This window comes from Tsukamurella sp. TY48, from assembly GCF_019656655.1.
GTDB classification, from domain to species: Bacteria; Actinomycetota; Actinomycetes; order Mycobacteriales; family Mycobacteriaceae; genus Tsukamurella; species Tsukamurella strandjordii.
In genome coordinates, this window is the sequence record NZ_BPMV01000001.1 from 2555157 (window position 1) to 2580660 (window position 25504).

Here is a 25504-nt window from a genome sequence, read left to right on the forward strand (position 1 = left end):
TTCGATTGCATGAAGTCTGCATTCGCAACAGTCCTGGCGGGTGCCGCCGTGCTCGCGGTCGCCGCCCCGGCGTCCGCCGCACCCTCGCCGACGCCGCTGCCCAACCCCGTCGGCCCGAAGGTGACCTACACCTACATCGGCCCGTCGACGGCGCCGAACTACCACCGCGAGTACACCATCGTGGTGCACGATTGGGTCTGCTGAAGGTTTCGTTGTCACTTCAGCTCAGTGATTGTTAGGCCGCGTTGGCGGCTGTGTAGATCATCTCAAATTCGATGGGTGTGAGCTTGCCGAGTGTGCGTTGTCGCCGGCGGCGGTGGTAGGTCCGTTCGATCCAGACGACGATTGCCGTCCGCAGTTCCTGGCGGGTGGTCCACTGCTGGCGGTCGAGGACGTTCTTCTGCAGCAGCGAGAAGAACGATTCCATCGCTGCGTTGTCCCCGGCGGAGCCGACCCTGCCCATCGAACCGCTGAGCTGAAACCTGTTGAGCTGCTCGGTGAACCGGCGTGATCGGAACTGGCTACCTCGATCCGAGTGCACTACGCATCCGGCAACCGCGGCAGGGCCACCGCGCCGGGTCACGGCGCTGTTGATGGCGTTGACCGCGATGCGGGTCTTCATCCGTTCGTCGATCGAGTATCCGACGATCCGATTCGCATAGACGTCTTTGACCGCGCACAGATACAACTTGCCCTCGCGGGTGTGGTGCTCTGTGATATCAGTGAGCCACAAACGGTTCGGGGCCTCAGCGGAGAACTCGCGTTCTACCAGGTCGTCATGGACCGGCGGTCCGGGACGTTTGCCGCTGCCGCGCCGGCGGCTGTGCGCGGAGAACAGACCAGCTTGTGAGCACAGCCGCCACACTCGCCGCTCCGACACACTGTGACCGGCAGCGACGAGTTCGTCGGCGATGAACCGATACCCGAACTCCGGATCATCACGATGGACATCGACCGCAGCATTAGTCACCACCGCATCATCGACATCACGGTCACAGACTGGAACAGCGCTCCAGGCATAGAAGGCTTGGCGGGAGAACTTCAGAACCCGGCAGGTCACCGCGACGGCAATCCCGTCAGCGGCCAGCTCGCGGACCAGCGGGAACATCATTTTGGGGACGAACCGAGCTTCAGATTCGCCTGCGACAAATCACGCCGCCGCCCGCCGAAGGACTTCATTCTCCTGCTCCAACAGCCGGATCCGCCGCCGCGCTTCCCGCAGCTCCTTCGCCTCGTCCCGGCTCACACCGGGACGAACACCGTCATCGACATCGTCTTGCCGCAGCCACCGCCGCAAACACGACTCCGCGATCCCGAAATCCTCCGCTACCTGTTTGAGCGAGACCTGCCCCGACCTGGCCACGCGGACCACATCAGCACGGAACTCCTCTGGATACGCCTTCGGCATGGTCGATCATCCTTCCAGCAACAGTCCGCAGACCGCTACAGATCAGGTGACAACTAGACCTTCAGCAGACCCATTCGAACGCCACGGTGCTGGCCGGGAGCTACGGCACCGTCGACCGCACGGAGAAGCCCACCGCCACCGACAGCAAGCGGCTGGACTACCCGACGATCCGCGCCCTGGTCCAGAACGCCGGTTCATTGCCGCCGTCCGCCACCGGCGCCCCGTGCCCGGGAGCATCGACCTACAAGGTGAAGTACGAGATCGGGAAGGCCGCGCCCCGCGAGACCGTGGCCTACACCTGCGCGATGGGCGATGCGGGCAACGTCGACGCCCTGAAGCGGTACATCGCCCCGGTCGAGTCCAAGTTCGACATGCAGAGCCTGCTCAAGTAGCGGCGAACAAGAAGGCGAACAAGAAAGTGCCCGGCCCCCCAACGGGGACCGGGCACTTCTGCGTGTGAGGCGATGGTCAGTGCGGCATGACCATCTGCCGCTCGGCGGCCTCGGTGTCCGCCTCGTGGCTACGGGGCAGGAAGAACGCCGGGATGATGCACAGCGCCACCAGGATGGCGGCCACCATGTAGGTGTTACCGAACGCGGTCGCCGCGAAGGGCAGGTTCTCGCTCAGGAACTTCGAGAAGCCGGTCTCGCCCTGGAACAGAGCCAGGCCCTTCTCCCGCATCTCGGGGCTGGCGTTGAAGCCGTACGCGAGCGCACCCGTGTGCTTGCCCGACGCGGGGTCCACCGGACCGGCGTTGGTGAGCCAGTTGGTGAACAGCACCGAGAAGATCGCGGTACCCATCGACGCGGCGATCTGCTGCACGATGTTGGTCAGCGTGGAACCGCGGGAGATGGATTCCGGTGCCAGCGTGCGGATCGCGGCCGACATCGTGGGCATCATCGTCATACCCATACCGAGGCCCTGCACGAACAGCGAGCCCAGGAGCAACCAGTACGGCGTCTCGGGGGTGAGCTGGGTGAAGGCGATCATGCCGCCCGTGATCAGCGCGAGGCCGGTCATGACGAACTTGCCCGGGCCCATCTTGTCGGTGAGCACACCGGCGATCGGCATGGTGACCATGGCGCCGATGCCCTGCGGGGCGAGCAGCAGGCCCGCCATCAGGGTGGACTCGCCGCGGATGCCGATGAAGTACTGCGCGTACAGGATCGAGCTGCCGAAGAAGGCCATCGCGAACATCGCGAAGGTGATCATGGCCACCGTCATGTTGCGGTTCTTGAACAGCCGCAGGTCCAGCAGCGGCAGCTTGGCGCGCAGTGCCCAGAACACGAAGGCGATGATCAGCACCAGGCCGACGGCCGTGGCGGGGATGACCCGTCCGGTGTACATCGAGGTGTCCTGCTGCGCCTCCGGGATCGACGAGACGCCGAACAGGAACAGGGCGAGGCCGGGGGAGAGCAGGATGAAGCCGACGAGGTCGAACTTCTGCCCCTTGACGGGCTCGTCCTTATCGAGCACGAACCAGGCGTAGACGATGGCGATCGCGCCGATCGGCACGTTGATCAGGAAGATCCAGTGCCACGAGAAGGACTCGATCAGCCAGCCGCCGAGGATCGGGCCGCCGATGGGGCCCAGCAGCATCGGGATACCGAGCACGGCCATGACGCGGCCGATGCGCTCCGGGCCCGCGGCGCGGGTCAGGATCATCATGCCCAGCGGCATCAGCATGCCGCCGCCGAGGCCCTGCAGCACCCGGTACAGGATCAGCATTTCGATCGAGCCCGCGGTGGCACACAGCGCGGAGCCGGCCACGAACAGCGCGGTGGCCGTCATGTAGAGCCGCTTCGTGCCGAATCGGTCTGCGGCCCAACCGGTCACGGGGATGATCGCGGCCAGGGCGAGGGTGTAACCCGTCATCGTCCAGGCGACGGTGGCCGGCGATGCGGTCCACTGCGCCTGGAAGGTGTTCTGCGCGACCGCCACGATCGTCATGTCCAGGATGGCCATGATCGATCCGAGGACGACCACACCGGCCACCATCAGGACGCGTTTGTCGAGGCCCTCACCCGCGTGCGGGATCTCGCTCTTGTCGAGCGTGTTCTCGGTACTCATGCGTTCTCTTTCATTGCGGTGAAGAAGGGGTTCGGGGGGATCAGTCCCTGGTCGAGGATCTCGACCATCACGTCGTGCAGTCGTCCGCGCAGATCCTCGGGGAGGCGCTCCGCGAAACCCAGCACCTCACGGTGCTTGTCGCTGACCGCGGCCGCAACTGTTTTTCGGCCGAGGTCGGTGATGGTCAGGTTCTTGATCCGGCGGTCCGAGGCGTCCTCACGCCGATCCACCATCTCGAGCTGAACAAGCTTCTCCACGTTCCGTCCGGTGGCGGCGACGGACAGTCCCAGATCATCGGCGATCCGATTGATCGGCTGCGGTTCCTCGGCTGCGGTGAGCTGAAGCAGGATGTGGAACTGGTGCGCGGTGATGTCCGACGACAGCATCGTGCCCAGGCTCTCCTGCGTGACATTGCACATGAGGCGGCCCATGAATTCGCCGAAGACCTCGGTGAGGGCTTCGGGAGTCACGTTCCCGGAAGTTGCTTGCACCCCAAAACGGTAACTCTGGCGCAACCATTGCGCAAATGAGATAGATGTGTCTTGCGTTACATTCGGCGTACGCTGGCGCTCATGACCGCCCTGGATTCCATCGCCCTGACCTCGCTCGACGGTTCTCCCACCTCGCTCGCCGACTACGCCGGCCGCGCCGTGCTCGTGGTGAACGTGGCCAGCAAGTGCGGCCTGACCCCGCAGTACGCCGGGCTGGAGGCGCTCGCGACCCGCTACGCCGACCGCGGCCTCACCGTGCTCGGCGTGCCGTGCAACCAGTTCGCCGGACAGGAGCCCGGCACCGCCGAGGAGATCGCCACCTTCTGCTCCACCACCTACGGCGTCACGTTCCCGCTGCTGGAGAAGACCGACGTCAACGGCGACGACCGCAGCCCGCTCTACGCCGAACTCACCACGACGCCCGATGCCGACGGGGAGGCCGGCGACATCACCTGGAACTTCGAGAAGTTCCTCATCGCGCCGGATCACGCCACGGTTCAGCGCTTCCGGCCGCGCACGGAGCCCGAATCCGACGAGGTGGTCGGTGCGATCGAGGCCGTCCTCCCGAACTGAGGCTGCCGTTCAGCGACGCGCAACCTTTCGGCCTCCGAACAGAAATCTGAGCGGCCCACACTACGGCCATGAGCTCGCCGCTGTACGTCTCCGTCTCCGCCCTCTCCGACGTCACCCGGGCGGAGGCGGAGCGGTTCGCCGAGCGGATGGACGACCGCGGCGTGCCGGTCTCGCTGCTGGTCGCGCCCCGGTTGAAGGGCAAGTACCGGTTGGTCGACGATCCGTCGACCCAGGCCTTCCTGCGTGCGCGCCGGGAAGCCGGCGATGCCATCGTGCTCAACGGCTACGACCAGGCCGCCACGAAGCGTCGCCGGGCCGAGTTCTCGACGCTGGGGACGCACGAGGCCAAGCTGCGGCTCGCGGCGGCGGACCGGGTGCTGGAGCGAGTGGGTCTGCGCACCCGGGTCTTCGCGGCGCCGCGCTGGAACGCCTCGACCGGTGCGCTGCTCGCCCTGCCCGACGCCGGATTCCGCGTGAACCTGGGCTACACCGCGATCACCGACCTCACCACCGGCGCCGAGGAGAAGGCCCGCGTGCTGGGGATCGGAGACGGATTCCTCAGCGAGCCCTGGTGGTGCCGCGCGCTGCTCGCGCAGGCGAACCGCATCGCCCGCCGGGGCGGCGTACTGCGCCTGAGCGTCGACGCCCGGCGGCTCGAATCCTCGACCGTCTCGCGCACCGTGCTCGACGTCGTCGACCTCGCGCTGCACCACGGGGCGGTACCGACCGTCTACGAGGCGCGCCGCGCGGTACTGGCCGCGGCCTGATCCGGCGCTAGAACTCCGCGGTGGCCTCCGTGGCCACCCGCACCACCTCGGCACCGTCGGGCCGCATGTCCGTGAGCCGGCCGCCGTAGATGGCGTCGCCCTCCGCCGATTGCAGGGCGTCGTGGATCGGCACCGCCACGGTGGGTGCCACCGCACGGAAGAAGTCGACCGTCTCGCTGATCTTGGACCAGGGCGCGCTCACCGGCAGCCCGAGCACCTCGACGTGCACGTCCTCCGGGACGTACAGCGCATCGCCCGGGTGGTAGAACCGGCCCGGCCGGGTCTCGTCGCCCAGCAGGAACGAGGTGTTGTCGATCTGCGGGACGTCCGGGTGGATGATCGCGTGCTTGCCGCCCACGGCGCGGGCGATGAGATTGCCGATGCCGTAGTCGTGCCCCGCGACGGCGGCGATCCACCGGCCGCCGCGCTGCGCCGCGGTGGTGGGGTCGGCGAACAACTGTGCCTCGGGATTGGCGTCGACCAGGGCGTCGATGCGGGCCGGATCGATGTGGTCCGGGTGCTGGTGGGTGACCACGATCGCGTCCAGTCCGGTGATGCCCTCGAAGCCGTGCGAGAAGTTGCCGGGATCGAAGAGCACCCGAGTGTCGGACATCTCCACGAGGACGCAGGAATGGCGGAAGTGGGTGAGTCGCATGGCCCCAGTATGCGCCGGTAAACTGACCGGGAAAGCGCGATCGACACCCGAGCGCGTTCGATACTTCGTGAGGAGCCGCACGTGGCGCGGATTGTGGTGGACGTGATGCCCAAGGCCGAGATCCTGGACCCGCAGGGCCAGGCCATCGTGGGGGCGCTGGGGCGCCTGGGCTTCCCCGGTGTCGCGGATGTGCGGCAGGGCAAGCGGTTCGAGCTCGAGGTCGACGGTGACCTCAGCGACGAGCAGCTCCAGCAGATCGCGTCCGACGTGCTGGCCAACACCGTGATCGAGGACTTCACCGTCACCCGGGTCCAGGCATGAGCGCCGCAGGGGGCCGGGTCGGAGTCATCACCTTCCCCGGCACGCTCGACGATGTCGACGCGGCGCGTGCGGTCGAGCGCGCGGGCGGCGAGGCCGTCTCGCTCTGGCACAAGGACCACGATCTCAAGGGCGTCGACGCCGTCGTCGTGCCCGGCGGCTTCTCCTACGGCGACTACCTGCGGGCCGGGGCCATCGCCTCGCTCGCACCCGTGATGACCGAGGTCATCGAGGCCGCGGGCAAGGGCATGCCCGTGCTGGGCATCTGCAACGGTTTCCAGATCCTGTGCGAGGCCGGCCTGCTCCCGGGCGCCCTGGTGCGCAACGAGGGCCTGCACTTCATCTGCCGCGACGAGTGGCTGCGCGTCGACAACGCCGACACCGCGTGGACCTCCCGCTACGAGCCGGGTGCCGAGATCCTGATCCCGCTCAAGTCGGGCGAGGGCCGGTACGTGGCCGACGAGGCCGTGCTCGACGAGCTGGAGGGCGAGGGCCGGGTGGCCTTCCGCTACGCGGGCGGCAACCCCAACGGTTCGATGCGGGCCATCGCCGGCATCACCTCGGCCAACGGTCGCGTCGTCGGCCTGATGCCGCACCCCGAGCACGCCACCGAGGCGCTCACCGGCCCGTCGGACGACGGTCTCGGCATCTTCTACTCCGCCCTGGACGCGGTGCTCTCGGTCTGATGACTGCCACCACGGTATCGGCCGATGCGGCGGGACTCTGCGCCTTCGTCGATGCGTCACCGTCGCCCTTCCACGTGGTGGAGACGGTCTCGCTGATGCTGGAGGAGGCCGGTTTCACCCGCCTCTACGAGCACGATCCGTGGTCCGATCTGGGCCGACACTACGTGATCCGCGGCGGGTCGATCATCGCCTTCGACGCGAGCGCTGCCGGCGGCGAGCGGCTGCTGCCGCTGCGCATCGTCGGCGGTCACACCGACAGCCCGAACCTGCGGCTCAAGCAGCACCCCGACCTCGTCTCCGAGGGACTGGCGCAGGTGCGGCTCGAACCCTACGGCGGCGCGTGGCTGAACTCCTGGCTCGACCGCGACCTGGGGCTCTCGGGTCGCATCGCCACCTCCGACGGTGAGCTGCTGGTCCGCATCGACCAGCCCCTGCTGCGGGTGCCGCAGCTGGCGATCCACCTCTCGGAGAACCGCAAGGGCGTCGAGCTCGATCCGCAGCGGCACGTGAACGCGATCTGGGGCCCGGCGGCGGGCACCGGATTCCTGGAGTACCTCGAGGACACCTTCGAGGTACCGCGCGGCGGTCTGCTCGGCTTCGAGCTGATGACGCACGATCTGGCGCCCTCGGCGCTGGTGGGTGCCGGCCGGTCGCTGGTCTCCGCGCCGCGCCTGGACAACCAATGCACCTGCTACGCCGGCACCTCCGCCCTCATCGCGGCGGCGGGCGGCGATCAGGCCGTGCCCGTGCTGGCGCTGTTCGACCACGAGGAGGTGGGCTCGAGCTCCGACCGCGGCGCCGGCTCCGAGTTCCTCCCGACGGTGCTCGAACGCCTGGCCTTGGCGCTCGGCCTGGACCGCGAGGACTTCCTGCGGATGATGAGCGTCTCGGTGTGCGCCTCCGGCGATATGGCGCACGCGACGCACCCGAACTACCCCGAGCGGCACGAGCCCGGCCACCGCATCGAGATCGGCGGCGGCCCGGTGCTCAAGGTGAACCAGAACCTGCGCTACGCCTCGGATTCCGTGGGAGAGGCCGTGTTCGCGCAGGCCGCGCAGCAGGCGGGCGTCCCGTTGCAGCGCTACGTGCATCGCGCCGATCTGCCCTGCGGCTCGACCATCGGCCCGATCACCGCTACGCGCACCGGCCTCACCACCGTGGACGTGGGCGCACCGCAGCTCGCGATGCACAGTGCCCGCGAACTCATGGGCGCCGCCGACGTCCCGCTCTACACCGCGGCCCTCGCGGCCTTCCTCGCGCCCGAGTGACGTAGGTCTCGGGCGCGTCGATTAGTGTTCTGAGGCATGACTTCTTCGCCGCAGACGCCTGCGACACCGTCGAACCCGGACGACGGTGAGCACCTGACCCGAGCCCTGAGCAACCGCCACATCCAGCTCATCGCGATCGGCGGCGCCATCGGCACCGGCCTGTTCATGGGCTCCGGTAAGACGATCTCGGTGGCCGGACCGTCGGTGATCATCGTCTACATGGTGATCGGCTTCATGCTCTACTTCGTGATGCGCGCCATGGGTGAGCTGCTGCTCAGCCGCACCGGGTACCGCAACTTCTCCGATTTCGCCGGCGACATCCTCGGCCCGTGGGCGGCGCATTTCACCGGCTGGACCTACTGGTTCTGCTGGGTGGTGACCGCGGTGGCCGACGTGGTGGTGATCGCGTCCGTCTACATCACCTTCTGGGCCAAGGACATTCCGCCGTGGATTCCTGCGGTCGTGGTGATCGTGCTCCTCATCGGCCTGAACCTGCCGACGGTGCGCGCCTTCGGCGAGACCGAGTTCTGGTTCGCGATGATCAAGATCATCGCGATCGTCGCCCTCATCATCGTGGGCGCCGTGCTGATCATCACCGGCTTCGAGCACGACGGCGCGAAGGCCTCACTCACGAACCTGTGGGAGAACGGCGGCATGTTCCCCATGGGCTTCATGGGTTTCGTCGCGGGCTTCCAGATCGCCGTCTTCGCCTTCGTGGGCATCGAGCTGGTGGGTACCACCGCCGCCGAGACCAAGGATCCCGAGAAGAACCTGCCCCGCGCGATCAACTCGATCCCGATCCGCATCCTGCTGTTCTACGTGGGCTCGCTCGTGGTGCTGATGTCCGTGGTGCCGTGGGACCGGTTCAGCAAGGACGAGTCGCCCTTCGTCATGCTGTTCACCCTCGCCGGGCTCGGCGCCGCCGCGCACCTGGTGAACGCGGTCGTGCTCACCTCGGCCATGTCGTCGGCGAACTCGGGCATCTACTCCACCTCGCGCATGGTCTACGGCCTCGCCACCGAGGGCGATGCGCCGCGGATGTTCGCCAAGCTGTCCAGCCGCAAGGTGCCGCAGAACGCGCTCTTCCTCACCGGTGTGATGCTGCTGTCCTCGGTGGTGCTGCTCGGCTTCGGCCTCGATAAGTCGGCCGGGTTCACCGTGGTCACCACCGTCTCGTCGCTGTGCTTCATGTTCGTGTGGACGATCATCCTGGCCAGCTACCTGGTGTACCGGTCGCGTCGCCCGCAGGCGCACGCCGAGAGCACCTTCAAGATGCCGCTCGGCACCGTGATGCCGTGGGTGATCTTCGCCTTCTTCCTGTTCCTGCTGTGGGCCTTCACCCGCGAGACCGACACCCTGCAGGCCATGCTCGTGACTCCGCTGTGGTTCCTGGTGGTCGGCATCGCCTACCTGGTGCTGCGCCGCAACCCGGAGCACCAGGCCGCGCGCGAGGCCTTCGCGGCCCGCGTCGAGGAGGAGAAGAAGGCCGCCGCGCAGTGGCGGGCCGCGCAGGGCTGATCAGGCCGACGGTGCCGCGCCGGCCGCGACGGTCCGGTCCGGCTCCGTGCCGGTGGCCGGTTCGACGCGCACCCAGGTGCTGTTGACCGCTGCGTTCCCCGACAACCGGTCGACCCGCGCCGGATCGTGCAGCGCGTTGACGTTCTGCCCGGCGAGCGCGGCGGCCACGCTCCAGCCGGTGCCCTCGTGTCCCCAGCCGTGCGGGACCGCCACCGTGCCGGGCCGGATCTCGTCGGAGATCTCCAGCGCGACCTCGATCGCGCCCGACGGTGATGAGATCCGCACGGTGTCTGCGCCGCTCACGCCGCACCGTTCGGCGTCCGTGGGGTGCATCAGCGCGGTGCACCGGTTCGATCCGGTGACCATCGTGGGCACGTTGTGCAGCCACGAGTTGTTGCTCTTGAGGTGCCGCCGGCCGATGAGCTTGAGCTCGTAGCCGTCGCTCCCGCGCTTCCCGCCGCCGCGCAGTCCCGACTCCAGGAAGGCTCGCGCCTCGGCCACGAAGCTCTCCGGCGCCAGCCGGATCCTCCGGCCGCGGGTGGCGATGACCTGCTTCAGTCGCGGCTGCAGCGGGCCGAGGTCGACGCCGCCCGCCGTGTCCCGGATGCGGGCCACGGTGAGGCCGCGGCGCAGTCCCCGGCGCAGCACGCCGTACGGTCCCGCGGCGACGGCCGCGGCCACCAGCCGGTCCGGCGGGAAGTGGTCGGTGAGCCTGCGCAGCGGCCGTGCCAGCAGCCGCCGCGCGGGAAGCGGGAGGATCTCGATCAGGAGCCGGTTGATGATCTGCCAGTCGTCGAGGCCGTCGGCGGGCGGATCGAAGACGGGGTGCGTGTACCGGATGTTGTTGCGCACACTGAAAACCGGGAACAGGACGTTCAGTCCACCCCGCTCCAGGTGGGAGATCGGCGGGAGGATGAAATCCGCGTGGCGCGTGGTCTCGGTGATGTAGATGTCCACCGACACCATGAGGTCGAGCCCGGCGAGGCCCTCGTCGAGGGTGCCGCGATGTGGGATCGACGAGACGGGATTCCCGGCGAAGGTGATCATCGACCGGATCCGGCCGCGGCCGGGCGTGGTGATCTCGTCCGGGAGTGCCGCGACGGGAAGCTCGCTGCGGAAGGCCTTGTGCCGTCCCGATCGGTCGGTCCACAGTCCGTAGCCGACGGGGATGAACCTGGCCAGGCGGGGCACGTCGATCGGCGGCGTGGTGAACATCATCCCGCCGGGACTGTCCAGGTTGCCGGTGAGCACGTTGATCGCGGTGATCAGCCACGTGACCAGGGTTCCGGTCTCCTGCTGGCAGATGCCGATACGGCAGTACATCGCCGCCGACGATGCGGCGGCGTGATCGCGGGCCAGGGCGGTGATGGTGGCGGCGTCCACACCGGCCAGCGGGGCCATCGACTCCGGGGTGGCGTGCGCGACCAGCTCGCGCAGTTCGGCGGCGCCGGTGACGCTGCGCGCGAGAACTGCCTCGTCGCAGAGGTTCTCGGAGAGCAGGACGTGCAGCACGCCCAGGAGTAGGTACGCATCGCCGCCCGGTGCCACCGCCACGTACTGGTCGGCGAGTTTGGCGGTCTCGGTGCGCCGCGGATCGATCACCACGACCGTGCCGCCGCGGTCGCGGACCGCCTTGATCCGCTTCTTGGCGCCCGGCATCGTCGAGATGGAGCCGTTCGAGACGGCGGGGTTCGCGCCGATGATCACCAGCCGGTCGGTGCGGTCGATGTCGACGATGGGGACCAGTGCGTTGGAGCCGAACATGCGCCAGGCCGCGAACTCGTGCGGGTACTGGTCGATCGACGAGGCGGTGAAGAAGTTGGGGGTGAGCAGTGCGATCCGCAGCATCAGTCCGTGCGCGACGGCGGTGCTGTGGGCGGCCGGATTGCCGAGGTACATCGCGAGCGCGCGGAAGCCGTGCTCCTTACGGATCGCGCGCAGCCGCGTGCCGATCTCGTCGAAGGCCTCGTCCCAGCCGACCGGTTCGAAGGTCTCGCCCACCCGCCGCATCGGAGTGCGGACGCGATCGGGGTCGTGGTGCAGGCCGCCCATCGCCGTCGCCTTGGGGCAGATGTAGCCCTTCGACAGCACGTCGTCGGGGTCGCCGGCGATCCTGGTGACCTGCTGAAGGTCGTCCACGGTGACCAGGATTCCGCAGTGCGCTTCGCACAGAGTGCAGTGGGTGGGACGGGTGGTAGTGGGCATGGCTACTCCTCGGTCTGCCCTCCACGGTAAACGCAGCGGGGCTCTCGCGAGGCGAATATGTTAGCAATCATTCTCAGTCCTGCTCCGCGAGCATCGGGGCGTCCGGACCCAGCGGGCGGTGCAGCAGCGAGCCCCGGGTGACCGCCGCCCGGCCGAATCTCGTGCGCAGCTCGTCCATGGCGATGTCGAGATCGGCGTCGTGCTCGCCGCCGTCGAACGGGAGGGTGAGCTGGACGGCGCCGTGGTTCTCCAGGTTCGCCAGCGAGAGCCCGATCAGCGTGCAGCCGCGGTCGCGGATCAGGGGCATCGCCTCGTCCAGCAGCCCCCGGGCGGTGGCCAGGACGATCTCCGTACTGTCGGTGGGCTCGCGCAGGGAGCGCGACCGGGTGATCGAGGTGAAGTCGTCGAACCGCAGCCGGAGCTCGACGGTGCGCGTGACCCGCCCGGCGGCGCGCAGCCGCTCGCCCAGCCGGTCGACGATCGCGAGCGCGGTGGCCTCGATCTCGGCCTCCGACTTCATCCGGCGGCCGAGTGCGCGCTGTGCGCCGATCGACTTGCGCCGCCGCCCGGTATCGATACGGCGCGGATCGTGGGCGAGGGAGAGGGCGTACAGGTGCCGGCCGGTGCCGCGACCGAGCAGCGTGGACAGGCCGTGTTCGCCGAGCTCCGCCATCTGCCCGACGGTGGCGATGCCCGCCTCGTGCAGCCGGGCCTCGGTCTTCGGCCCGACGCCCCACAGCCGCCGCACCGGAAGCGGATGCAGGAATTGCAGTTCGGTGCCGGGGGCCACCACCAGCAGACCGTCGGGCTTGCCGACGGCGCTGGCCACCTTGGCGAGGAACTTGCTGCGCGCGACGCCCACCGTGATCGGCAGGCCGACCTCGCGGCGGACCCGCTCGCGGAGGCGCTCCGCGATCCGGGCGGGTGTCCCGTCGATCCGGTGCAGGCCGCCGACGTCGAGGAAGGCCTCGTCGACCGAGATGCCTTCGACGAGCGGCGAGATGTCGCGGAAGATCTCGAAGACCCGCCGACTGGCCTCCATGTAGGCCTCGAACCGGGGTGGCATGGTGGTGGCGGTGGGGCACAGAGCCAGTGCCTCGCGATGCGGCATGGGGGAGCGGACGCCGCGGGCCTTGGCCTCGTAGCTGGCGGCGAGCACCACGCCCGAACCGACGAGCACGGGGCGGCGCCGCAGCCACGGATGATCCCGCTGCTCGACCGAGGCGTAGAACGAGTCCAGGTCGGCGTGGAGGATCGTGGCCTCCGTGCGGTCCTGCCGTTCGATGTGCATGCCGCGATGATGCCGCGGGGGTGTGACACGATCGGTGTCGGTGCTGCTCAGCGACCTGGATCATCGAACTGACTCTGTAGTAAGATTACCCGCAAGTCAGATACCCGTTCGCCCGTTTGAGGAGCTGAATGTGAACACCTACCTGGTCACCGGGGCCACCGGATTCCTGGGCCGCCGCATCGTCCCGCTACTACTGGAGCGCGACCCCGACGCCGTCGTCCACCTGCTCGTGCGCCCCGCCTCCGCACACAAGCTCGACGGCTGGCGCGAACAGTACGGCGAGGACCGCGTGATCCCCTTGCTCGGCGATCTCGCCGCGCCCGGTCTCGGCCTCGACGGTGCGCCGCCCGCCGCGGACGCGATCCTGCACCTGGGCGCCGTCTACGACATGGCGGCCGACGCCGCGGCGAACGAGCGGGTGAACGTGGCGGGCACCCAGTCGGTGATCGATCTGGCCCTGGACCTCGGGGCCGAACTGCACCACGTGTCCTCCGTCGCGGTGGCCGGGGATCATCGCGGCCCGTTCGGCGAGCACGATTTCGACCTGGGCCAGGGCTTCCCCTCGCCGTACCACCGCACCAAGTTCGAGTCCGAGAAGCTCGTCCGCGAGGCCGAGGGCCTGCGCTGGCGCGTGTACCGACCCGCCATCGTGGTCGGCGATTCCGAGACCGGCGAGATGGACAAGGTGGACGGGCCCTACTACTTCTTCAGCACCTTCGCGGCGATGACCCGGGTCCCCTCGGCGCTGCCGGTGGTGCTCCCGGACACGGGCGATACCAACGTGGTTCCGGTCGACTACGTCGCCGAGGCCCTGGTCGAGCTGATGCTGCGGCCCGACGGGACCGGCGAGGTCTATCACCTCGTGAACCCGGAGCCGCAGAGCGTGCTCGACATCTACCGCGCGGTGGCCCGGCCGGTGGGCGCGCCGCCCGCCGTGGGTCGGGTGCCGCACCGCCTCGTGGACCGGGCGATCCGGGCCAGTGGCCGGGGCCGGACGCGGCTCGCGCGGGACACCGCGCTCAAGCAGCTCGGCATTCCGCCGAAGGCCTTCGAGAACCTCGGTTTCACCGCGACCTACACCTCGGAGGAGACCCGGAAGGCGCTGGCGGGAACCGGAATCGATGTTCCCTCGCTGCGGGACTACGGACCGAAGCTGTTCTCCTACTGGCGGCACAACCTCGATCCCGCGCGGCTGCGCCGCCGGGATGGTCTCGCCGGACGGCATGTGGTGATCACCGGCGCCTCCGCGGGAATCGGGCGGCAGACGGCGATCGACCTCGCCGCCCGCGGTGCCCGGACGATCCTGCTGGCCCGCAACGCCGCCGAGCTCGAAGCCACCGCCGAGCAGATCCGCGCCGCCGGCGGAGAGGCCTTCACCTACGTCTGCGATGTCACCGACGGTGACGCCGTCGATGCGACGGTGGCGCAGATCCTCGCCGAGCACGACCACGTCGACTACCTGATCAACAACGCCGGGCGGTCGATCCGGCGGTCGGTGCGCGCCTCCACCGGCCGGATGCACGACTTCGAACGCACCATGGAGGTCAACTACTTCGGGGCCGTGCGCATGATCCTCGCCCTGCTGCCCAGCATGCGCGAACGGGGCTTCGGGCACGTCGTGAACGTCTCCAGCATCGGTGTGCTGGCCCGCGGTCCGCGGTTCTCCGCGTACGTCGCCAGCAAGGCGGCGCTCGACGCCTTCACCGACGTGGCGGCCACCGAGACACTGTCCGAGCACGTCACCTTCACCAACGTCCACATGCCGCTGGTGCGCACCGAGATGATCGCCCCCACCGAGGCCTACGACGATGCCAGTGTGATCAGCACCGAGAAGGCCTCGCGGATCATCATGAGCGCCATGCGCCGCCGGCCCACGCAGGTCTTCACCCCGCTGGGTGCCCTCGGTGCACTCGGTCACGCCTTCACGCCGCGGTTCACCCGCCGCGTCCTGCATCAGGAGTACCTGACCACCGCCGATTCCGCGGCGGCGAAGGGTGTTTCGGTCGGCTAGGGCCGGCGGGGGTAGGAAAGGCGTCGCAGCAGTCGTTCGGCGGGACCGCGCTCACCGGCGCGTTCCAGCCGGACGGCGATCGCCAGCGACGCCGCCCACACCGCCACCGCGAGGACGGCCACCGACCATCCGCTCAGCCGTGCGCCGAGCCCGAAACCCCAGGCGCACAGCAGTGGCGCGAAGATCACCGACTGGAACAGGTAGCAGCTCAGGGAGCGCTTGCCCACGGCCTGGATCGCCCAGGCCGCACCGGCGTCCCGGCGGGAGCCGGCCGCCTCGATCCGCGCGGCCAGCAGGCCGAACAGCGCCACGTAGCCGATGCCGCCGATCAAGCCGCCGAGCGAATGCGGGGCCACGAAGGCCCAGTCGTAGCCCTGGTCGATCCCGAGCGCGCCGAGGCTCTGCAGCGCCACCACCAGCCCACTGCCCCATCCGACCGTGAGACCGACGACCGCGATCCGCCGCAGCGTGCGCAGGTGGCGTCCCGGTTCGTCGAGGAGGCGGGCGCGCGCGGCGAGGATGCCCAGCAGGATCGAGACCGGGATGATCACCCCGAACAGGGCGGTGGGCAGGCCGTAGAGGGCCCACGCGGCGATGCGCGCCCAGGCGGCGGCGAGGATCCCGGGTTCGGCGTTGGCGTTGAGCGGCCAGGTGTCGCTCACGGCGACGGTGCCACCGGTCCCCACCGCCGCGGCGGTCAATGCCGGCACCACCGCGAGCAGCACGAGCAGACCCACCAGCGCGCCGCACCACGCGCGGATCGTCCGGTCCGATCGATCGAGGAAGAGCGCCACCAGCACCAGGCCGCACAGGCCGTAGGCCGCCAGGATGTCCCCGAACCAGAGCAGCAGCGCGTGCACGAAGCCGAACGCCACCATCCACCAGTGCCGCCGCCGCAGGAGTCGCCGGGCATCGGCCTGCGCGACGCCCGCCTCGGCTTGCCTCCGGTAGAGCTGCACGATGCCGTAGCCGAAGAGGAACGCGAACATCGGGTACACCCGGCCGTCGATCCCGATGAGTGCGACGGTCTGCGCCACCCGGTCGGCCACCGAGCCGTCGGCGGGGTGCAACCCGAAAGCGCCGCGCGGCACGCCCCACAGGTACGCGGGCGCATTGGCGATGGCGATGAGCAGCAGCATCAGCCCGCGGGCCAGATCGGGCGCGATGCTGCGGCCGGTCATCGCGGTGGGTGCCGACGCGACCGGGGGCGGGGTGGTCATGCCGCCAACTTAGGGGCTGCCCCTGCGGCACGGTCAAGAACGGTCCGGCGTCCTAGGATCGATGGGGACGAAGGGAACGCGGATGCCGGAACGCTCGATCGCAGGTAAGCGGATCGCCATCACCGGAGCGGGCGCGGGGATCGGGGCCGCCACCGCGCGGCTGCTGGCCGCGCGCGGGGCCGCCGTGTGGCTCGGTGACCTGGACCCCGCGGCCGCCGACGCCGTCGCGGGCGAGATCCGCGCCGCGGGCGGTACGGCGGGAACGGCGCCGCTCGACGTGGCCGACGAGGCCTCGTTCGCCGCCTTCCTCGACGCCGCGGAGGCCGACGGTCCGCTCGACGTGCTCGTCAACAACGCCGGGGTCATGTGGGTGGGACCGTTCCTGGACGAATCCGCAGGATCGGTGCAGCGCCAGGTCGCCGTGAACCTGATCGGCCCGATCACGGGGACGCGGCTGGCCGCCCGCCGGATGGTGCCGCGCGGACGCGGCCTGATCGTGACGGTGGCATCGGCCGCGTCCAAGCTGAGCCCCGCCGGCGAGGCCACCTACAGCGGCACCAAACACGGTGTCTACGGCTTCCTCAAGGCCGCGCGCCGGGAATTGCGCGGCACCGGAGTCGAACTCAGCGTGGTGATGCCCGCGGTGGTCGACACGGCCCTCGCGGCCGGAACCACCACCGGCGCCGCCGCCCTCCTCACCCCGGAGGCGATCGCGGCGGCGATCGGTGCGACCGTGGCCCGCCCGCGGTTCGAGGTGCACGTGCCGCGCACCGTCGGGCTGTTGCACCGATTGCAGACTCTCGCACCGCAACCGGTCAAGGACCTGCTGGACGGGTACCTGATCCCCGATCAGGTGCGGACCGCCGATCGCGCCGTCCGGTCCGGCTACGAAAGGGATGCGCTCGGCGATGCGGACTGAGTTCCATCCATTCGGGTTCCATTCATTCGGCTCGTAAACGTAGCGGAGCGGGCCCGCGGCGTATTGACTGAGCGCATGGCAGAGGTGGGGGACAGGCGTGCGCGCACCGCGTGGCTCGCGCGCCGGGTCGCCATCGCGGCCCTCACCCTGCTGCTGGCGTCCATGGTGATCTTCGCCGTGCTGCACGCGGTGCCCGGCGATCCCGCCGTCGCCCTGGCCGGGGCGGACGCTTCTCCCGCGACGCTCGCCGCATTGCGCGCCGAGCTCGGACTCGACCAACCGCTGGTGACGCAGTACCTGCACTGGCTCGGGGGCGCCGCGACCGGCGACCTGGGCACCTCCTACGTGATCGGCGGGCGCATCGATGCGCTGCTCGGCGACGGTCTGCGGAACACCGCGGCACTCGGGTTCGCTGCGCTGATCATCGCCGTGCTCATCGCCACGGTGCTCTCCTTCGCCACCGTCGCCTCGTCCGCCCGGTGGGTGCACTCGGCGGTCGCGGGCTTCGAGGTACTGGGAATCGCGGTGCCGCCCTTCGTGACCGGCGTGCTGCTGGTGGAACTGTTCGCCGTGGTGTGGCCGGTGCTCCCCGCGGGAGGCACGCCGCCGGCCGGCTACTTCGCAGATCCCGGGATCACGGTGCAGTACCTCCTCCTGCCCGCGCTCTGCCTGGGAATCCCCGTGGCCTCCACGCTGACCCGGTTCTTCTCCGAGGCGCTGCGCACCGAGTGGGCCAAGCCCTACGTCCTCACGGCGCGCGCCGCCGGTGTGCCCGCCGCACGCATCCTGGTGCGCGGTGCGGCGCGCAACGCCCTCCCGTCGGTGGTCACCGTGTTCGGCATCCAGGCCGGGCAACTGCTCGGCTCCGCGGTCCTGGTCGAGGCGATCTTCGCCTGGCCCGGCCTGGGGCAACTGCTCGGGCAGGGGATCGCGGCCCGCGACTACCCGGTGGTGCAGGCGGTGCTGCTGCTCGCCGTCACGGTTTTCATCGCGATAGCTCTGCTCACCGACGTGACCTACCGCCTCCTCGATCCCACGCGGAGGGCCGGATGAGGCCGCCGCGCACGCTCCTGGTGGGAGCGGTCCTCTTGGCCGCCGTGGTGCTGGCCGGGGTGGCGGCGCCGCTGCTCGCGCCCTTCGACCCGCTCCGGCAGATCCCCGGTGCGAATCTGTTGCCGCCCGGCGGCGGCCATCCGCTGGGCACCGATGAACTCAACCGCGACGTGCTCAGCCGCGTGCTGTACGGCGTCCGCACCAGCCTGATCGTGATCTTCACCGCCGTGCCGATCGCCGCGGCGGCCGGCATCGCGCTCGGCCTGCTGAGCACCACCAGCCGAGCGCTCGACACCGTACTGGCGCGCCTGTCCGACGTGGTGCTCGCCTTCCCGGCGCTGATCCTGGCCATCCTCATCACCGCCTTGCGCGGGCCGGGAACCGTCACGGTGGTGATCGCGATCGCCGTCGCCGAGATCCCGGTCTTCCTGCGCCTCACCCGCGCCGAGGTGCTGCGGCTGCGGGAGACCCCGTACGCCGAGGCCGCCCGCGTGGCCGGGGCGTCGCGCGGCTGGGTGCTCACCCGGCACGTGCTCCCCAATGCGCTCGAACCGCTCGCCGTGCAAACCGCGCTCGCGCTGTCGCTGGGCGTCTTCGTAGAGGCGGGACTGAGCTTCGTGGGCGTCGGCGTGCGCCCGCCGGAGCCCTCGCTCGGCTCGGTTCTCGCGGGAGCCGTGCACAACTGGGACGCCAACGCCGGATACGCATGGGGACCGCTCATCGCCGTCGTCGCACTCTCCCTGGCGCTGCTACTGGTGGCCCGGGGCTTCGCGGGGTGGCGCCGATGACCTCCCCCACGACGCTGCGCATCGCGGCCCTCACGCTCACGGGACCGCAGGGACGGCCGCTGGTCGACCGTCTCGACCTCACCGTGGAGGCGGGCGAGATCGTGGCCCTGGTCGGCGAATCCGGCTCCGGTAAGTCGCTCACCGGTCGCGCGATCCTCGGCCTGCTGCCCGACGGTGTGCGCGCCACCGGCAGCATCGAACTGACCGGGCACCAGGTGATCGGCCGGTCGGAGCGGGAACTGCGTGCACTGCGCGGCCCCGGCGCCGCACTCGTCTTCCAGGAACCGCAGACCGCCCTCAATCCGTCCCAGCGGATCTGGCGGCAGATCCACGAAGTACTGCGGGCGCACCGGAAGGTGAGCAGCGACGAGGCGAAGCGGCGCACCGTCGAACTCCTGACGGATGTGGGGATTCCGGACCCGCAGACCAGGGCGGAGCAGTACCCGCACCAGCTCTCCGGCGGGCAGAAGCAGCGGGTGGTGATCGCGCTCGCCTTGGCGGCGGAGCCGGAACTGCTGATCGCCGACGAGCCCACCACCGCCCTCGACGTCACCGTGCAGGCACAGATCCTCGACCTCCTCCGCGAACTGCGTGACCGGCGCGGCCTGGCGGTGCTGCTGATCTCGCACAACCTCGGCGTGGTGGCCGATCTGGCCGACCGGGTCACCGTGGTCCGGGCCGGGGAGACCATCGAATCCGCTCCCGTGGACGAGTTGTTCGCGGCGCCCCGGGAGGCCTACACCCGCGAGCTGCTGGCCGCCGTCCCTCGGCTGCCCTCGGGCGCGGGCGAGCCGGTCGACCCGATCGAGGCCCCCGCCGCACCGGTGGTGCGGGTGCGCGGATTGCGGGTCGCATACGACGGTGCGCCCGCCCTCGACGGCGTCGACCTCACCGTCGGAGCCGGAGAGGTGGTGGGTCTGGTCGGCGAATCAGGCTCGGGCAAAACTACTCTCGGCCGCGTGCTGCTCGGCCTCGAACGAGCGTCCGGCGGCACCGTCGAGGTCGCGACGGAGCGGGTCGCCCTGATCCACCAGGACCCGTACGCCGCGCTCGACCCCCGGTGGACCGTGGAACGGATCGTCGCCGAGCCGCTGCGGATCGGCGGCGAGCGCGACCGGGGCGTGCTGCGCACCCGCGCGGCCGAGCTGATCGACGCGGTGCGGTTGCCCGCCGAGGTGCTGCGGCGGCGCCCGCGCGAGCTGTCCGGCGGACAGCGGCAGCGGGTGGCCTTCGCCCGCGCCCTCGCGGCTGCACCCGAACTGCTGGTGGCGGACGAACCGACCAGTGCCCTCGACGTCTCGGTGCAGGCCGCCGTCCTCGATCTGTTCCGGGACCTGCACGCCGAGTTCGGATTCGCGGCGGTGTTCATCACCCACGACCTCGCGGTGGTGGGCGAGGTGGCCGACCGCGCGGTGGTGCTGCGCCGCGGCGCGGTGGTGGAGCAGGGACCCGCCCGGGCCCTGCTCGCGTCGCCGCGGTCGGACTACGCGCGGGAACTCGTCGAAGCGGTACCGCTGCCGGATCCGGTGGCCCAGCGGGCACGACGGGAGGAGCGGGCATGAACGGGATCAGCCGCAGGACGGTGCTGCTCGCGGGCCTCGGCGCGCTCGGGGCCGGCGCCCTGAGCGGCTGCACGTCCGCGGTCGAACAGGCCCGCGCAGCGAACGCCGCGCCCGGCTCGGACGGCGGCACCCTGGTGCTCGGCTCGCTCGCCGATCTCGACCCCAAATCGATCTACAGCCAGTCGGTCACCACCATGGCCATCGGGCTACTGGTGTGGGACACCCTGATCCGCTACGACCGCACGACCCGCACCCCACGTCCGGCAGTGGCCCGCGGATGGGAGTTCGGCCCGGACGGCCGCAGCCTCACCCTGCACCTGCGCGACGATGTGCGCTTCCACAGCGGGCGGCCGCTCACGGCCAAGGACGTGGCCTACGCGGTCTCGGTGTACGCCTCGGACGCGGCCGGATCGCAGCTGCAGGGCGCCGCGAAGGCGGTGGCATCGGTGGAGACACCCGATGCGCACACCGCGGTCCTGCGGCTCTCGCGGCCGGTGCCGAACATCGTCGACCTGCTCGAATTCATGCTCCTCGTGGACTCGGAATCCGCCTCGGAACTGCGCGCGGGCACCGCCTTCGTGGGCACGGGACCGTTCCGCTTCGCCGGCCGCGAGGTGGCGGCGAACGCTCGGTTCGAGCGCAACGACGAGTACTGGCGCGGTCCCGCCCGGCTCGACGGTGTGACGCTGCGTGTGGTCCGCGACCCCGGCGCGCTGCTCACCTCCATCCGCGCGGGCCAGTCCGATCTGGTGCTCGACGCCTCACCGCAGGCGCTGCGCCAGTTCCGTGACCAGTCGCTCTACCGGATCACCACGGGCGACGTCTTCGACGCCGCCTACTACGTGGGTGCCAACGCCGGCGACCCCGCACTCGCGGACAAGCGGGTGCGGCAGGCGATCTCGTCCGCGGTGAACCGGGAGCGGATCGCCGCGGAGGTGTTCGCAGGGGTGGCCGAGCCGAGCGCGGCACCGTGGGCACGCAGCTCACCCGCCTACGATCGCGCCGCGGCCAATCACTACCGCCGCGACCTCGACCGTGCCCGCGCCCTCCTGGCCGAGGCGGACGGCCCCCGTCGCCTCACGCTGAGCTACCCGACGGGGCTGGCGGTGGCACCGTCGATCGCGGCGATCGTCCAGAACGATCTCGCGGAAGCCGGGATCACCGTCGAGCTCGATCCGCGCGAGCAGGCCGCGTTCTCACCCTTCCTGCACACCGGGAAGGCCCAACTGTGGCTGGGCCCGCACGGCTTCGGTCAGTCGGACCCCGCGACGCTCGCGGGCGGCGCGGCGCCGTTCAAGCCCTCCGGCAACCTGTCGAAGTTCTCCACGCCCGAGTACACGGCCCTCGTCGCGCGGCTGCAGGACGGTACCGGCCGCCCCGAGGTGCTGCGGGAGTACTCCGACTACCTGCTGGACCAGCAGTTCGTGATCGACCTGGCCGTCTCACCCGCGACCTACGTCTCGCCCGCGCGGGTGAAGGGCCTGGACTGGAACCTCTACAAGTACATCGACCTGCACGGCACCACGATCCGCTAGAAGCGGTCCTTCACCTGCTCCTCGGTGAGTCCGTAGTCCGCCAGTGAGTAACTGTGGTTCGGGCGCCGTGCCCCCGTCCGGCTGGCCTCGTGCATCGCCGACATGGACTCCCGCGCCGCGTCGGTCAGTTCGAGGCCGAAGGCGTCGTAGATCCCGCCCACGGTGCCGAGCGGATCGCCCACCAGGTCCCGGTAGTCCACATCCACGAACTGACCGCCTCGGCCCGCGGCGGTCTGCCGGGCTCGGGACTCGTCGAAGGCGGCCAGGCCACGGGCCCAGGTGTCCAACTGATCGGCGCCGATGGTCTCGCCGGTGAACGCGGTCGACCACCCCTCGGTGGCGTGCTGCGCCAGCGAGCAGACCGACGCGATGATCGTCTCCGGCGGGCGATGGGTCTGCACCACCAGCGCGTCCGGGTACACCTCGAACAGCGCGTCCAACGCGAACAGGTGACTCGGATTCTTGAGCACCCACCGCTTGCCGGGATCGTTGCTCCCGATCAGCTGCAGGTTGCGCTTGTGCCGCCGGTACGCCGGTGCCCAGTCCTGCTCGGCCAACCAGTGCGCGTACGACGGCACGTGCGCCAGGCACTCGTACGAGACCGAGTGCACGGACTGGCGCAGCAGCTGCCAGCACTCCTCGACCTCCGACGCCGACATGTAGTGCAGGCCCATGAATTCGGGGTGCTCGGTGTGGTGCTGCGCGTACTGCTCATCGAGCAGCGTGTAGACGGGGTTCTCGGCCCAGGTCTCGCGCGCGGGGCGCGGCTGCGGTACCTCGGCGAGCCACATCTGCAGGCCCTGGTTACCGGGATCGGCGTCCAGGAGGCGGTGCAGCGCGGTGGTCCCGGACCGGGGGAGCCCGGTGACGAAGACGGGCCGGTCGATCGCGACATCGGCGTGCTGCGGGTTCGCGGCGAAGGCCGCCTCGCTGATCAGCCGCGCCGACAGGGCGCCGCGGAGGAAGACGCGGGAGATCTTGGAGCCGGTCTCGGTGAGCTCCGCCTCGTCGCGGTAGGCGTCGAGGAGCACCTGCAATGCTTCGCGGTAGCCGTCGGACGGGTCGCCGAAATCACTGAGTCCGGTGCGGCGGACCGCGGATTCGTGCAGATCGTCGACGGTGCCGACGCCGCTGCCGGCGCGGTGACTGGTGGTCATGGAATCTCCTTCAGACGTGGTATTCGCCGCAGTTGACGTCGAGCGTCTGGCCGGTGATGCCGGAGGCGGCGGGTGAGGCGAGGAAGAGCACGGCCGAGGCCACCTCGTCCTCGGTGGGCAGTCGTTTCAGGTCGGAGCCGGCGGCGGCCTCGGCGTACTGGTCATCGAGGGTGGGGCCGCCGTCCTGTGCGGCGCGGTAGTCGAAGTAGGCGCGCAGGGTGTCGCCCCAGATCCAGCCGGGCACCACGGAATTGATCCGGATGCCCTGCGGGCCCAGCTCGGTGGCCAGCGACTGGGCCAGGGCCAGCTGCGCCGTCTTGCCGGCCTTGTAGCCGCCGTAGCGCAGGTCGGAGTGGCGGATCACCATGGAGTTCACGTTCACCACCGCGCCCTTCGACGCGGCCAGCGCCTCGCGGAAGGCGAGCACGGTGCGCAGGGCGCCCAGCGCCATCAGGTTCACGCTCTCCAGGATGTGCGCCGGATCGGTCTTCACCAGGCGCTGCATCGCGGGATAGGTGAAGGCGTTGTTGATCAGGGCGTCGGTGCGTCCGAACCGCTCCTGCACCTGCGCGGCGAGGGCGGCGAGGGAGGCCTCGTCGGTGATGTCGGCGGTGATCGCGACGGCGCCGTCGATCTGCGCGGCGGTGGCCTCCAGCCGTTCGGCCGTGCGGGCGGCGAGCACCACGGTGGCGCCCTCGGCGGCGAACCGGCGGCCCAGCGTGGTGCCGAGCGCCGGTCCGGCGCCGGCGATCACGACCACGGCGTCCTGTAGTCCCAGCCCGGACATCAGCCCACCATCCGCTCGCCGATGAGCCGCTGCCGCTCCGCGATCCGCGCGCGCCACCCGGCCCCGTCGATCGCGTTCCGCGCGTGGAAGGGCAGGTGCCCGGCGACCTCGTCCAGCGGAACCACCTGCGCGGTGGGACCGTCTGTGATCGGGGCGCAGGTGCGCTGCCAACGGAACTGGAGGTAGCCGCGGCGGTGGCCCAGCGTCTCGATCCAGTTGGCGACGCCGGGATCGTTCTCCGAGACCACGATCCGGATGTTTCCGTCCGGATCCACCTGGGCCTGACTGCCGTTGAGTGAGGTCTGGTGGTTGATGTAGTCGAGCGAGATGTACCACAGGCTGCCCAGCTGGAAGCCGAGATACGGTGCGTCGCCGCGCGGCACGGTGATGATCAGGGCCTGATCGTCGGCCAGGTCGTAGTGGCCCACCGAGCTGAACTGGGTGGCCAGGCCGCCGGGCGTGAGCCGCGGTGCGGTCAGCGTGTTCACCGGCAGCGGATCGTAGAACCACTTGGGGAACTGCAGCCAGGTCTTCACGCGGTTCACCAGCTGCTTGCCGGCCGCGGCGTACCGCTTGCGGATCAGTTCGTCCGTGAGGGGCGCCGGGGCGGTGCCGGCGGTGTCCACCCGCGCGATGGCGAAGCTGCCGCGCTGCGCCGACCAGTCGTCGTACACCTCGCGGATCACCAACTGCGCCTTACCCGGTGGTAGCCGGTAGTAGTCCGGGCCGGGCTCGCCCGGACCGAAGCGCACCTCGAACCGGCCGCCGGCGTCCACGGTGAGCTCGCGGTCGTCGAAGGCCACCGCGCTGGCGGGCACGTTGTCGTCGGTGTACTCGCCCCCGCCGAGCACCTGGAAGCTCACATCGCAGGTGCTGCCGCGGCGGCCGGTGACCACGTACTCATGGGCGCCGTCCACCCGGGCGCCGAAGTACAGGGTGTCGGGGTTGTCGAGCCCCATCTTGGTGAACGGCCCCGTGCCGCTGAGCAGGAACGGATGGTCCTTGTCGAAGTGGAAGGCGCCGTGCACGCAGGCCGCGATGCCCTGGGCGAGGTACTGCATCCCCTCCAGGAGGTCGGCCTCGGTCTCGATGTGCGGGGCGGCGGCCACGAGGCCCTCGGCCTCGGAGATCGCCTCGGTGAGCGGCTGGGAGTACATTCACACCTCGGGAAGTGGTTCAAATATGGACCAATGTGGTAGAACTTGTTCCAAAACCGTAGGCC

23 protein-coding genes and 1 pseudogene are annotated in these 25504 nt (G+C 70.0%); 14 read left to right on the forward strand and 10 right to left on the reverse strand.

What is annotated here, in order from left to right:
- Positions 1–9: 9 nt before the first annotated feature.
- A complete protein-coding gene (locus tag TTY48_RS12425) occupies positions 10–204 on the forward strand; it encodes a hypothetical protein (RefSeq protein WP_220657787.1) in 195 nt (64 codons plus the stop codon).
- 31 nt (positions 205–235) lie between these two features.
- Here the strand turns inward: TTY48_RS12425 and TTY48_RS12430 are convergent.
- Positions 236–1408: pseudogene (locus TTY48_RS12430) on the reverse strand (IS3 family transposase).
- Positions 1409–1494: 86 nt separating this feature from the next.
- Between TTY48_RS12430 and TTY48_RS12435 the strand changes: the two are divergent.
- Positions 1495–1800, forward strand: a complete 306-nt coding sequence (locus TTY48_RS12435) for a hypothetical protein (RefSeq protein WP_220657788.1) — start codon at positions 1495–1497, stop codon at positions 1798–1800.
- A 76-nt stretch (positions 1801–1876) separates the two neighbouring features.
- Here TTY48_RS12435 and TTY48_RS12440 read toward each other — a convergent pair whose 3' ends face one another.
- Both TTY48_RS12440 and TTY48_RS12445 read right to left on the reverse strand, forming a co-directional pair.
- Positions 1877–3478, reverse strand: a complete 1602-nt coding sequence (locus tag TTY48_RS12440; RefSeq protein WP_220657789.1) for a DHA2 family efflux MFS transporter permease subunit — start codon at positions 3476–3478, stop codon at positions 1877–1879.
- Positions 3475–3948 carry a MarR family winged helix-turn-helix transcriptional regulator gene (locus TTY48_RS12445; protein WP_220657790.1) on the reverse strand — a complete coding sequence of 158 codons (474 nt, stop codon included), beginning with the start codon at positions 3946–3948 and terminating at the stop codon, positions 3475–3477. The genes TTY48_RS12440 and TTY48_RS12445 overlap by 4 nt, the downstream gene beginning before the upstream one ends.
- A gap of 102 nt (positions 3949–4050) precedes the next feature.
- Here TTY48_RS12445 and TTY48_RS12450 point away from each other — a divergent pair, with 102 nt between their 5' ends.
- A complete protein-coding gene (locus tag TTY48_RS12450) occupies positions 4051–4542 on the forward strand; it encodes a glutathione peroxidase (RefSeq protein WP_220657791.1) in 492 nt (163 codons plus the stop codon).
- 68 nt (positions 4543–4610) lie between these two features.
- The gene (locus TTY48_RS12455; RefSeq protein ID WP_220657792.1) at positions 4611–5309 is read left to right on the forward strand and encodes a DUF2334 domain-containing protein; all 699 of its coding nucleotides are present in this window, start codon (positions 4611–4613) and stop codon (positions 5307–5309) included.
- 7 nt (positions 5310–5316) lie between these two features.
- Here TTY48_RS12455 and TTY48_RS12460 read toward each other — a convergent pair whose 3' ends face one another.
- Positions 5317–5964, reverse strand: coding sequence for an MBL fold metallo-hydrolase (locus TTY48_RS12460; protein ID WP_220657793.1), 648 nt, complete (start codon positions 5962–5964; stop codon positions 5317–5319).
- An 81-nt stretch (positions 5965–6045) separates the two neighbouring features.
- Between TTY48_RS12460 and purS the strand changes: the two genes are divergently transcribed.
- The 4 genes from purS to TTY48_RS12480 are packed head-to-tail and all read left to right on the forward strand — an operon-like array spanning position 6046 to position 9754.
- Positions 6046–6285, forward strand: coding sequence for a phosphoribosylformylglycinamidine synthase subunit PurS (gene purS / locus TTY48_RS12465; RefSeq protein ID WP_220657794.1), 240 nt, complete (start codon positions 6046–6048; stop codon positions 6283–6285).
- Positions 6282–6968 (forward strand): phosphoribosylformylglycinamidine synthase subunit PurQ, encoded by a 687-nt coding sequence (gene purQ / locus TTY48_RS12470; protein WP_220657795.1) that lies wholly within the window; start codon positions 6282–6284, stop codon positions 6966–6968. The genes purS and purQ overlap by 4 nt, the downstream gene beginning before the upstream one ends.
- Positions 6968–8236 (forward strand): M18 family aminopeptidase, encoded by a 1269-nt coding sequence (locus TTY48_RS12475; protein WP_220657796.1) that lies wholly within the window; start codon positions 6968–6970, stop codon positions 8234–8236. The genes purQ and TTY48_RS12475 overlap by 1 nt, the downstream gene beginning before the upstream one ends.
- A 36-nt stretch (positions 8237–8272) precedes the next feature.
- Positions 8273–9754: an amino acid permease gene (locus tag TTY48_RS12480; RefSeq protein WP_220657797.1), complete on the forward strand. Its 1482-nt coding sequence runs from the start codon at positions 8273–8275 to the stop codon at positions 9752–9754.
- Here TTY48_RS12480 and TTY48_RS12485 read toward each other — a convergent pair whose 3' ends face one another.
- Both TTY48_RS12485 and dinB read right to left on the reverse strand, forming a co-directional pair.
- Positions 9755–11959 (reverse strand): molybdopterin-dependent oxidoreductase, encoded by a 2205-nt coding sequence (locus TTY48_RS12485; protein ID WP_220657798.1) that lies wholly within the window; start codon positions 11957–11959, stop codon positions 9755–9757.
- A 73-nt stretch (positions 11960–12032) separates the two neighbouring features.
- Entirely contained in the window at positions 12033–13250 is a 1218-nt protein-coding gene (gene dinB / locus TTY48_RS12490; protein ID WP_220657799.1) for a DNA polymerase IV, read from the reverse strand.
- A gap of 130 nt (positions 13251–13380) precedes the next feature.
- Between dinB and TTY48_RS12495 the strand changes: the two genes are divergently transcribed.
- Complete coding sequence (locus TTY48_RS12495) at positions 13381–15261, forward strand: SDR family oxidoreductase (RefSeq protein ID WP_220657800.1); 1881 nt, start codon at positions 13381–13383, stop codon at positions 15259–15261.
- On the opposite strand, the gene TTY48_RS12500 is transcribed toward TTY48_RS12495, so the two are convergent.
- Positions 15258–16481: a DUF418 domain-containing protein gene (locus TTY48_RS12500; protein ID WP_220657801.1), complete on the reverse strand. Its 1224-nt coding sequence runs from the start codon at positions 16479–16481 to the stop codon at positions 15258–15260. The two genes, TTY48_RS12495 and TTY48_RS12500, sit on opposite strands and share 4 nt — an antisense overlap.
- 82 nt (positions 16482–16563) lie before the next feature.
- Between TTY48_RS12500 and TTY48_RS12505 the strand changes: the two genes are divergently transcribed.
- From TTY48_RS12505 to TTY48_RS12525, 5 genes are all read left to right on the forward strand, one after another.
- On the forward strand, positions 16564–17400 hold the full coding sequence (locus TTY48_RS12505; RefSeq protein WP_220657802.1) for an SDR family NAD(P)-dependent oxidoreductase: 837 nt from the start codon (positions 16564–16566) through the stop codon (positions 17398–17400).
- A 75-nt stretch (positions 17401–17475) separates the two neighbouring features.
- Positions 17476–18453, forward strand: coding sequence for an ABC transporter permease (locus tag TTY48_RS12510; protein WP_220657803.1), 978 nt, complete (start codon positions 17476–17478; stop codon positions 18451–18453).
- On the forward strand, positions 18450–19241 hold the full coding sequence (locus TTY48_RS12515; RefSeq protein WP_220657804.1) for an ABC transporter permease: 792 nt from the start codon (positions 18450–18452) through the stop codon (positions 19239–19241). The genes TTY48_RS12510 and TTY48_RS12515 overlap by 4 nt, the downstream gene beginning before the upstream one ends.
- Positions 19238–20803: an ABC transporter ATP-binding protein gene (locus TTY48_RS12520; protein WP_220657805.1), complete on the forward strand. Its 1566-nt coding sequence runs from the start codon at positions 19238–19240 to the stop codon at positions 20801–20803. The genes TTY48_RS12515 and TTY48_RS12520 overlap by 4 nt, the downstream gene beginning before the upstream one ends.
- Positions 20800–22338: an ABC transporter substrate-binding protein gene (locus TTY48_RS12525; RefSeq protein WP_220657806.1), complete on the forward strand. Its 1539-nt coding sequence runs from the start codon at positions 20800–20802 to the stop codon at positions 22336–22338. Before TTY48_RS12520 ends, TTY48_RS12525 begins: the two co-directional genes overlap by 4 nt.
- Here TTY48_RS12525 and TTY48_RS12530 read toward each other — a convergent pair.
- Genes TTY48_RS12530 through TTY48_RS12540 form a run of 3 tightly spaced genes read right to left on the reverse strand, consistent with a single transcriptional unit; the run spans position 22335 to position 25439 of the window.
- The gene (locus TTY48_RS12530) at positions 22335–23495 is read right to left on the reverse strand and encodes a sulfotransferase (protein WP_220657807.1); all 1161 of its coding nucleotides are present in this window, start codon (positions 23493–23495) and stop codon (positions 22335–22337) included. The genes TTY48_RS12525 and TTY48_RS12530 overlap by 4 nt on opposite strands.
- Positions 23496–23505: 10 nt before the next feature.
- Positions 23506–24282, reverse strand: a complete 777-nt coding sequence (locus TTY48_RS12535) for an SDR family oxidoreductase (protein WP_220657808.1) — start codon at positions 24280–24282, stop codon at positions 23506–23508.
- Positions 24282–25439 (reverse strand): hypothetical protein, encoded by a 1158-nt coding sequence (locus TTY48_RS12540; protein WP_220657809.1) that lies wholly within the window; start codon positions 25437–25439, stop codon positions 24282–24284. The genes TTY48_RS12535 and TTY48_RS12540 overlap by 1 nt, the downstream gene beginning before the upstream one ends.
- Between the last annotated feature and the right edge of the window lie 65 nt (positions 25440–25504).